Annotated in this window: 11 protein-coding genes; 7 read left to right on the plus strand and 4 right to left on the minus strand. The window is 65.7% G+C overall.

Annotation, left to right across the window (positions count from 1 at the left end):
* From AC1D34_RS29420 to leuD, 5 genes are all read left to right on the plus strand, one after another.
* Positions 1-436: aconitase family protein (locus AC1D34_RS29420; protein ID WP_476826116.1), on the plus strand; the 436-nt coding region annotated here is incomplete at its 5' end.
* 22 nt (positions 437-458) lie between these two features.
* Positions 459-704 (plus strand): hypothetical protein, encoded by a 246-nt coding sequence (locus AC1D34_RS29425; RefSeq protein WP_476826117.1) that lies wholly within the window; start codon positions 459-461, stop codon positions 702-704.
* Positions 704-1,177: a metallopeptidase family protein gene (locus tag AC1D34_RS29430; protein ID WP_441489458.1), complete on the plus strand. Its 474-nt coding sequence runs from the start codon at positions 704-706 to the stop codon at positions 1,175-1,177. The genes AC1D34_RS29425 and AC1D34_RS29430 overlap by 1 nt, the downstream gene beginning before the upstream one ends.
* A gap of 3 nt (positions 1,178-1,180) precedes the next feature.
* Positions 1,181-1,813: a LysE family translocator gene (locus AC1D34_RS29435; protein WP_476826118.1), complete on the plus strand. Its 633-nt coding sequence runs from the start codon at positions 1,181-1,183 to the stop codon at positions 1,811-1,813.
* A gap of 59 nt (positions 1,814-1,872) precedes the next feature.
* Entirely contained in the window at positions 1,873-2,475 is a 603-nt protein-coding gene (leuD, locus tag AC1D34_RS29440; RefSeq protein WP_043233564.1) for a 3-isopropylmalate dehydratase small subunit, read from the plus strand.
* A gap of 6 nt (positions 2,476-2,481) precedes the next feature.
* Here the strand turns inward: leuD and AC1D34_RS29445 are convergent, their stop codons facing one another.
* From AC1D34_RS29445 to AC1D34_RS29455, 3 genes are all read right to left on the minus strand, one after another.
* Positions 2,482-3,744 carry a DUF1501 domain-containing protein gene (locus tag AC1D34_RS29445; protein ID WP_476826119.1) on the minus strand — a complete coding sequence of 421 codons (1,263 nt, stop codon included), beginning with the start codon at positions 3,742-3,744 and terminating at the stop codon, positions 2,482-2,484.
* Between the two features lie 5 nt (positions 3,745-3,749).
* Positions 3,750-5,171 (minus strand): DUF1800 domain-containing protein, encoded by a 1,422-nt coding sequence (locus AC1D34_RS29450; protein ID WP_476826120.1) that lies wholly within the window; start codon positions 5,169-5,171, stop codon positions 3,750-3,752.
* Positions 5,172-5,327: 156 nt separating this feature from the next.
* Complete coding sequence (locus tag AC1D34_RS29455; protein WP_476826121.1) at positions 5,328-6,131, minus strand: DUF4394 domain-containing protein; 804 nt, start codon at positions 6,129-6,131, stop codon at positions 5,328-5,330.
* Positions 6,132-6,332: 201 nt separating this feature from the next.
* Between AC1D34_RS29455 and AC1D34_RS29460 the strand changes: the two genes are divergently transcribed.
* The gene (locus AC1D34_RS29460) at positions 6,333-6,896 is read left to right on the plus strand and encodes a sigma-70 family RNA polymerase sigma factor (RefSeq protein ID WP_476826122.1); all 564 of its coding nucleotides are present in this window, start codon (positions 6,333-6,335) and stop codon (positions 6,894-6,896) included.
* A complete protein-coding gene (locus AC1D34_RS29465; RefSeq protein WP_476826123.1) occupies positions 6,893-7,669 on the plus strand; it encodes an anti-sigma factor in 777 nt (258 codons plus the stop codon). The genes AC1D34_RS29460 and AC1D34_RS29465 overlap by 4 nt, the downstream gene beginning before the upstream one ends.
* 18 nt (positions 7,670-7,687) lie before the next feature.
* On the opposite strand, the gene AC1D34_RS29470 is transcribed toward AC1D34_RS29465, so the two are convergent.
* On the minus strand, positions 7,688-8,779 hold the full coding sequence (locus AC1D34_RS29470; RefSeq protein WP_441489465.1) for an ATP-dependent DNA helicase: 1,092 nt from the start codon (positions 8,777-8,779) through the stop codon (positions 7,688-7,690).
* Positions 8,780-8,969: the final 190 nt, after the last annotated feature.

An 8,969-nucleotide genomic window follows, 5' to 3' on the forward strand; every position in this document is an offset into this window, starting at 1 on the left:
CGACTATATGGGCCTGAAGCCCGGCACCAGGATGACCGAGATTCCGCTCGACGTGATCTGGATCGGTTCCTGCACCAATGGCCGCATCGAGGATCTGCGCGCCGTCGCCAAGATCGTCGAGGGCAAGACGATCGCCGGCTCGCTCGACTATGCCATGATCGTCCCCGGCTCCGGCCTGGTGAAGCAGCAGGCCGAGGAAGAAGGTCTCGACAAGATCTTCCTCGCCGCCGGCTTCGAATGGCGCGAGCCCGGCTGCTCGATGTGCCTGGGCATGAACCCCGACCAGCTCAAGCCCGGCCAGCGCGCCGCCTCGACCTCGAACCGCAATTTCGAGGGTCGCCAGGGCTTCAAGGGCCGCACTCATCTGGTCTCGCCGCAAATGGCCGCAGCCGCTGCGCTCGTCGGTCATTTCGTCGATGTGAGGCAGATGGGCTGATGCGCGAGCGGGGACACAGGTCATGACCGGCGATCCCYGCGAAGCCGCCCGGGCAGCCGAAGCCAAGGCAGTGCTGGAGCGCGTCAAGCGCGACGAGGAGGGGCTGCTGAGCTCCTCCATGGGCCGCGCCGCCGATCACTTCTCCGGCCGCGACGCACCTGAAGGCGACACTGTCGAACTCTGGGGCAGACGCATCGGTCGCGCGCTGTCGCTGGTCGGTGTCGTGCTGCTCGCCTGGTGGCTGGGGCATCAGCTCAAGATCTGGTGATGGGAACCGTGCCGTCGATCAAAGCATCCGCCAGCGCCTCGGCATCCGCCGAGGTGTCGTCCGCTGTTGCCTGGGACGAGGTCAAGGCGCCCAGCGCCGCTGATTTCGAAAGCCTCGCGCAGACCGCCTATGACCGCCTGCCGGACGAGTTCCGCGCGCTCTGCGCGGACCTGATCATCAACGTCACCGAGTTCCCCGAGGACGATGTGCTGAAGGAGCTCGAGATCGAGAGCCCCTTCGACATCCTCGGCCTCTTCACCGGTGTCGGCCTGCCACAGCAGGGCTCGGGCCCGCAAACGGGCCAGATGCCCAACATGATCCATCTCTATCGCCGTCCGATCCTCGACTACTGGTCCGAACATGACGAGGGCCTGGGCGCCATCGTCACCCATGTCCTGGTCCATGAGATCGGCCATCATTTCGGCTTTTCGGACGAAGACATGGAAGCGATCGAGGCCGGGGCGGAGCGATAGACGATGATGGACGATCTGATCCGGCATCTGCCGAGCCTGGCCCTGGTCTATTCCGCGTTCTTCCTTGCAGTTGCCAGCCCGGGCCCGAGCAATCTTGCCGTGATGGCGACGTCGATGGAGCGTGGTCGGCGCGCCGGAATGACGCTCGCACTCGGCGTCACGACCGGCTCCCTGACCTGGGGCATCCTGGCCGCCATCGGCGTCTCGGCCGTGATCGTGGCCCATCCCGGTGCGCTCTATGCCGTCAAGATCGTCGGCGGCGTCTATCTGCTCTATCTCGCCTGGCGATCGGCGCGTTCAGCGATGCGAGTGGACATGCCCCCGCCGAAAGCCACGGTTTCGGGGCATCGCATCTATTTGCGCGGCTATCTCATGCACCTGACCAACCCGAAGGCGATCTTGAGCTGGACCGCGATCATCGCGCTCGGCCTGCGCCCGGAAACACCTGTGGTTGTGGTGCATGCCATCATCATCGGCTGCCTGCTGATCTCGCTTCTGATCAATCAGGGATATGCCCTGCTGTTTTCGACCGCCTCCATGATCGCGGGCTACCGCAAGATCCGCCGTCGTGCAGAGGCCTGCCTTGCCGCCTTCTTCACCTTCGCCAGCTTCAAACTCCTGACCGCGCAGCTCTGAAGCGCGTTGTCGGCCACGTCACGATCTCCTAGCCAGAAAGACCTGTTGGAGCCCTCGCCATGCAGCCCTTCACCACCCTGACCTCCACCCCGGCGCCGCTGAAGGTGATCAATGTCGACACCGACATGATCATCCCCAAGCAGTACCTGAAGACGATCAAGCGCACCGGGCTGGGCACCGCGCTGTTCGCGGAGATGCGCTACAACGAGGATGGCGCTGAGAACCCCGATTTCGTGCTGAACCAGCCGGCCTACCGCAAGTCGGAGATCCTGGTTGCCGGGGACAATTTCGGCTGCGGCTCGTCGCGCGAGCATGCGCCCTGGGCCCTGCTCGATTTCGGCATCCGCTGCGTGATCTCGACCTCGTTTGCCGACATCTTCTACAATAACTGCTTCAAGAACGGTATCCTGCCGATCGTGGTCTCGCCCGAAGACCTCGAGAAGCTCTTCGACGACGCCGATCGCGGCTCGAACGCGACGCTGACGGTCGATCTCGCAAAGCAGGAAATCAAGGGTCCGGATGGCGGCACGGTGACGTTCGACATCGACCCCTTCCGCAAGCACTGCCTGCTGAACGGGCTCGACGATATCGGCCTGACCATGGAGAAGGCGCCGAAGATCGACGCCTTCGAGGCCAAGCTCGCCAAGCGCGCCTGGGCCTGATCGGGATCAGACGACCAAGCTCGGCATCGGCGCAATATCGCCGGTGCCGGGAAATACCTTCTCGGCCAGAACCGGCCCCGACAGGCCGAACAGATCGGTCACGACACCCTTTGCGACCGCCCGGATATCCGTGGTCGGCTTCAGGTCGCGCTGCTCCCAGAGCTGCTCCGGTTTCAGCCCCGGCCAGTCCGCGATCACACGACCGCCCCTGACCGCGCCGCCGACCAGGAACGCGACAGTACCGGTACCGTGATCGGTTCCGACCGTGCCGTTGACCCTGGCGGTTCGACCGAACTCCGTGACGACCATCACGACCGTGTCCTTCCAGACCCGCTTCAGCCCGGTCTCGAACGCATTGAACGCACCATCGAGCCCGCCGAGCAGCCCGGCGAGCCGCCCCTTGGCGCCGCCCTCATTGGCGTGGGTATCCCAGCCCTCGAAGGCCAGCGCCGCAATACGAGGACCGTCATCGGCACCAACGAGCCGCGCCGCTCCCTCCGCGATCTGGATCATGCCCTGGGGATTGCCCGGGCCGCCGCGTGATCGCATCCTGTCGCCGCCCATGCCCTGGCCGAGCACGATCGTCTCGGTCTCGATCGCTCGAGCAAGCACATTTGCCAGCATGGGGTCGCGCTGCCCGTAAAGGTCGCCCAGTCGCTGGATCAGATCATCTCCGGCGCGCGGCATCACCGGCGGCGCCCAGCCCAGAACCGGGGCCTGGCCCCTGACGATCAATGGTGGCACCACACCGACCCCGAGCACGCCGTGACGCGCGATCGCTTCACCGGCCGGAAGCGCCGCGATCATGCGGTTGAGCCAGCCGCTATCGACGCGTCCCGGGCCCTGCTGACCGCTTTCCAGCACATCCTGCCCATCGAAATGCGAGCGCTCGCGATAGCCCGTCGCTGCCGCATGCACGATTGCGGCGTGCCCCTGGCCGTAGAGGCGGGCGAGGTTGGGCATGGCGGGGTGGAGGTGGAAGAAGCCATCGAGCGGCAACGCCGCATCCGCTCCATCGCGCTGCAGCGCGATATCCTGACGCAGATCGGCATAGTTCGGATCGCCGATCGGCGGAACGGCGGCGAGGCCGTCGAGTGCGCCGCGCAGCACCACGGTGATGAAGCGCGCATCCCGACTGCCGGCCGCCGCATGGGCGAATTTCGGCATGAATGACCAGGCGAAGAGCGCGCTTGCTGCCCCCAGCACGGACCGGCGCGATGGTGTCATCGCCTCGCAATCGTCGTCATCGTCGCGGATCGCGTCTGACATCTGGCTCACCTCCGCTGGAATTCGGGCGACATCAGCAAGAGCGCGATCGCCTGCGGCTTGCTCTCGGCGCGGGCCACCGCCTGTTTGGTCTCGGCTGAAGCGAGCGGGCCGAGCACTGCCTCGAGGAGCGCCCGTGGGTCGCTGGCGGCTCCAGCCGCCTGACGCCCCCACGCAGCCGCCACGTCGATCCGCGTCTTGATGCCTTCCGGTGTCGCCCATGCATCGTTGTTTCCGGGAAAGCCATTCGGTCCCGAGGGCTGCCAGAGTGGTTGGCCCATCGTCGCGAGCGCTCCTGCGATGGGACCGAACTCCGGCTTGCGTCCAAGCGCCCGCAGCATCGCCAGCAAAAGCTCCTGCGGCTGGCGCAGCTTCGMGGCCTCCGCACCCCATGCTTCGTTCGACTGAATGAGCGCGGCCGATACCGCGGCGAGATCACCCTCCGTGCGGCGCCATATTTCCACCAGATGGGACACGAGCGCCGGCGGGGGATCATCCGCCACGAAATGCCGCGCGAGCTTGAACGCGACATGTCGGGCTGTCGCGGGATGGTGCGCGAGGTCGAGCAGCGCGAGCCTGCCCTGCTCCGCCCCGGCCTCTTCGTAATCCTTGCCGAGCAGCGAATGCACGCCAGGCTCATGCACGCCGGCATTGAAGGCAAAGGCGCCGGGGAAGCCGAGCCGGCCGTCGCGGCCGGCAATTGTCCAGCCCGTGATGATGCGGGCCAGACTCGTCACATCGCCTTGCGAATAGCCGCCAGCGACGCCCAGCGTATGCAATTCCATGATCTCGCGGGCGAGGTTCTCGTTGAGCCCGCGGCCGCGGCGCTTGCCTGCCGGAGAGTTCGGCCCGATCGATTGCTGATTATCGAGATAGGTCAGCATGGCCGGATGGCTCTCGACGGCCAGGAGCATGTCTTCGAACCGGCCAAAAACATAGGGGCGTATCGCCTCACGTTCATAAGCCCCCGCCAGCACCCGCACGAAGTTGCCTTGCGAGACCGAGATGCAGAAATGGTTCGACCAGAACTGCGCAAGCCGTTCGCCAAAACCGGCGAGCGGTTCCAGCCCGGCACGCATCCGCGCAGCCACTTCGTCGCGGTAGATCCTTTGCGGCAAGGGAGGCTCGGGAGGCGCCGACGCCCCCTGCCCTTCGTTCATCCCGCCCGCGGCAGGCATCATCGCCGCCTGCATGGCCGGGCGGGGGGCCTCGCGCTCGGCCTTCTCCTTGTCCTGGAAGGCATAGAACGCCGATCCGATCTGCGCCTGCCCGACGAGCTCGAGGCCAATCGAAACGGGAACGCTCCTGCGCTTGACCTCATCGAGAAACAGGTCCCGGGCGTCGCCGCCGATCGCCGTGAGATCGCCAGGTCGGAGCCCCAAGCCGAAGCGCTGCAAACCGAGAATATTCAACCGCGAATCGCGCGCCATCGACGGCTCCCTCGCCTTGAGCAGGCAAGGCCGAGCATCCGGGCCAACTATGGCAAAAATCGCATATCCCGATGCGGTGCGCCGAGATAGAATATCGAAAGAACGCCACGCCCTGCGGCGTGGCGGCCCCTCCGAGGCGGTTTCGGCCCCGCTTGCCTACATCGCCGGCAGCGCCGCGACGTCGCGCACCGGCCCGTTCAGCCCGGTGACCTTGCCCACCATCGAAACCTTGCCCGTTGCGAGATCGACCTTATGCAGGGTGCCGTCCGCCAGCAGCCAGCCGGTATTGGCGCCTGACGCATCGGTCTCGATATCGAAGGCGATCGCCTTCGCTGTGACGCCGAGCTTGCCGACAGCGCCCAGCACGCCGTCATTCGGCGGTGCCTGTTTCAGCAGCCCGCCGATCTTGGCGTCGATATCGTAGAGCGCCGTCTCCTTGGTGCCCTTTACGGAGTTGGAATAGGCGCCGGCAACGACCATCGGCGTCTCGCCCTTGTGCATGTCGGTCTGGGCGAATTTCAACTTGCCGTCGACCGTGGTCTTGCCGTCCTCGACATTGACGCGAAGGTTGGTGCCGTCGGCGCCGATGACGCGCAACCGGTCGGCGGCCGGGTTGAAATCGACCGTCGCCATCATGCCGGCGGCGAGCGTGGTATCCATCTTCGACTTCATCGTCGCTTTCCCGCTCGCCGTATCGACCGTGAAGATCGCGCCGTCGGTCGACAGCGCGTAGAGCATTCCGTCGGCGGAGCGGACATCGATGCCGGCGATCTTGCCGGTCATGCCGGTGACCTTGATGGACTTGCCCGCCTTCTGCGTCGCCGTATCGATCATTGTCAGCGTGTCGTCGCCCGTCAGGGCGGCGAGGGTTCCGGCGGGGGCTGCCAAGGTCGCGGCGAAGGAAGCCCCCAGGATCGTGGAAGCAATCAGCACGAGGCGTGTGGCGCGTGCAATCTGCATGTTATCCTCCGAATCGTCTGTCGCATTGTTTCGAGGGCTGTTCGCCGCCTGATCTGGCGCGGCACCCAATCGGGGTAAGCTTGCGGCACAAGAGCGGATGCGAAGGAAAAAACAAAAAACTGAGATGCATCCGAAGCTGGCCGAGCCGTGTATTCATCTATTCGCGCAAGGCTGAGGCGCTGCGCCGAGGAGGAGACAGGGATGGCGATGAACGCCGTAGTGCCGCCAAAGGCTACGGACATCGAAACCGCGCTGCGCGACTGTGCCTTCGGAGATAAACTTGCGCTCAAGCGCATCTACGACGCCGAGGCCGCGCGTATGATCGGCGTGGCCCAGCGTCTGCTCAAGCGGCGCGCGCTGGCCGAGGAGGCAGTGCAGGATACCTTCGTCCTGATCTGGCGACATGCGACGCGGTTCGATCCGCAGCGCGGTGCCGGCCTGACCTGGATCTACGCGATCCTGCGCAACCGCTCGCTCTCGATCCTGCGGGATGAGAAGCGCACGGAAACCACCGATATGCCTGTCGCCGAGGAAACCGCGAGCGAAGAGGACGATCCTGAGACGGTGATGTCGAAACTGTCCGACGCCAAGGCACTCCGCGCCTGCCTGGAGACGCTGCCACCGCAGCGGCGCGGCATCGTGCTGCTTGCCTTCGTCCAGGGGTTGACCCATGGCGAGATCGCCGGTCGCCTCAAAATGCCGATCGGCACCGTCAAATCCTGGATTCGCCGCTCCCTGATCTCGCTCAAGGAGTGCCTCGGATGAGCCCCTCCTCCACCAGATCTCTCGGCCCGGAGGAGCGCACCGCGCTGGCGGGCGAATATGTGCTTGGCCTGATCGAGGGGGCCGACCTCACGGCCTTCGACCAGCAGCTCGAGACCGATCCTGATCTCGCTGCAGCGGTCGAGCGCTGGCGCGTTCACTTCGCGGCCATCGATGCCACCGCCGCGCCCATTGAGCCGCCAGCGGCGCTATGGAGCCGGATCGAGACCGAGCTGGCGACGGTCGCGCAGCAGGCAGCTCCCGCAAGCGGGAGCAATGCAGCACCGGCTCAGGCGTCGCGCCCCGCTGCGGCAGCAGCCAGCCACCTGTCCGATTGGTGGAACAGCCTCTTCGTCTGGCGCGGCGCAGCACTCGCCGGAGCGCTGGCGACGATCGTTCTTGCTGCAGGTCTGCTGAACGCCCTCRATCGGGCCAGGCGCCAGCCCGTGATGGTCGCGGTGCTGATGACCGAGGCCAGCGTCCCGGCAGCAGTCGTCAACACCTTCGCCGACGGCAGGGTCGAGATGGTGCCGCTGCAGGCGATCCATGTTCCCGAAGGCAAGGCGCTCGAAATCTGGACATTGTGGGACCGCGCGGTGGGCCCGCGCTCGGTGGGACTGATCGAGCGTGCCCGCTCGACTCATCTCAGGCTGGACCAACTGCCGCTAGGCAAGGATCAGCTCTTCGAGATCACCCTGGAACCCGCGACAGGCTCGCCGACAGGGAGGCCGACCGGCCCCATCATTGCCAAGGGGGCCACGGCACAGGCCTTGTGAACCCCACGGGGTCTGCCGCTACACCACCACCGTGATCGTCTCGGCCGCACGCGTCAGCCCGGTATAGAGCCAGCGCGCCCGGTGCTCGCGAAAGGCAAAGGCCTCGTCGAAGAGGACGATGTCATCCCATTGCGAGCCCTGCGCCTTGTGGACGGTCAGGGCGTAGCCGAAGGTGAATTCATCGGTGTGCTTGCGCAGCTCCCACGGCACCTCTTCCTCGGTGCCGTCGAAGAAATTGGGCATCACGGAGACCTTGACCGGCTTGCCCCCGGTATCGTCCTCCGGCGTGACCCGCATCGTGATCAGGCCCTTCTTCGAGGTCTTGAGTTCCTGCACGATCCAGGAGCCGCCATTGAGCAGGCCCTTGCTCTTGTCGTTGCGCAGGCAGACGAGCTTCTCGCCCGCGACCGGCACGGTCGAATCGCGCCCCATGAGCTGCCGGATGCGCGCATTGTAGAGCCGGCGCGTCTTGTTCATGCCGACCAGGACCTGGTCGGCGCCCAACACCAGCTCGGAATTGACCGCATCGCGGCGAATGACCCGGCTCTCGCCGTAGTCGCCGACATCGAGGCGCCCTCCCTCGCGGACGATCATCGACATCCTGACGATGGGATTGTCCGCAGCCTGGCGATGGACCTCGGTCAGCATCACGTCCGGCTCGGTCTCGGTGAAATACCCGCCGCCCTTGACCGGGGGCAACTGCGCAGGGTCCCCCAGCACGAGGACCGGCGTACCGAAGGATAGCAGATCCTTGCCCAGTTCCTCGTCGACCATCGAGCACTCGTCGATGATGATCAGCCCGGCCTTGGCCGCGTTGCTCTCGCGGTTGAGCACGAAGGTCGGGCTTTCCTCATCGACGCCACGCGAGCGGTAGATCAATGAATGGATGGTCTGGGCGCCATCGCAGCCCTTGTTGCGCAGCACCAGCGCCGCCTTGCCGGTGAAGGCGGCGAAGAGGACTGTGCCATCGACACCCTCGGCAATATGGCGCGCGAGCGTCGTCTTGCCGGTGCCGGCATAGCCGAACAGCCGAAAAACCTGAGGCTCACCAGCCTGCAGCCAGCGTGCGACCGCGCTCAGCGCGGCATCCTGTTGCGGCGACCAGCTCATCGCGAAGGAATCCGATATGCGACCATGCCGCACAAAGGCGCGAGTCGCCCGCGCAATGCAAGCGCAAGAACAGAAMGGGATCAGGCGGCGCGCAGGCGCCTGACGAATTCCTCCGCCTCGCCCTGCAGCGCTGCGATGCGCTCGTCGAGGTCGCGGGCCCCGAACGCGCCCCTGCCGGCCTGTTCGACAG

The organism is Allobosea sp. P1_A7 (genome assembly GCF_056406775.1).

Bases quoted from the DNA above. Each gene is read 5' to 3' on its own strand.
- AC1D34_RS29435 (WP_476826118.1), top strand. From the start codon at position 1,181: ATGATGGACGATCTGATCCGGCATCTGCCGAGCCTGGCCCTGGTCTAT.
- AC1D34_RS29455 (WP_476826121.1), bottom strand. From the start codon at position 6,131: ATGCAGATTGCACGCGCCACACGCCTCGTGCTGATTGCTTCCACGATC.
- AC1D34_RS29430 (WP_441489458.1), top strand. From the start codon at position 704: ATGGGAACCGTGCCGTCGATCAAAGCATCCGCCAGCGCCTCGGCATCC.
- leuD (WP_043233564.1), top strand. From the start codon at position 1,873: ATGCAGCCCTTCACCACCCTGACCTCCACCCCGGCGCCGCTGAAGGTG.
- AC1D34_RS29460 (WP_476826122.1), top strand. From the start codon at position 6,333: ATGGCGATGAACGCCGTAGTGCCGCCAAAGGCTACGGACATCGAAACC.
- AC1D34_RS29470 (WP_441489465.1), bottom strand. From the start codon at position 8,779: ATGAGCTGGTCGCCGCAACAGGATGCCGCGCTGAGCGCGGTCGCACGC.
- AC1D34_RS29445 (WP_476826119.1), bottom strand. From the start codon at position 3,744: ATGTCAGACGCGATCCGCGACGATGACGACGATTGCGAGGCGATGACA.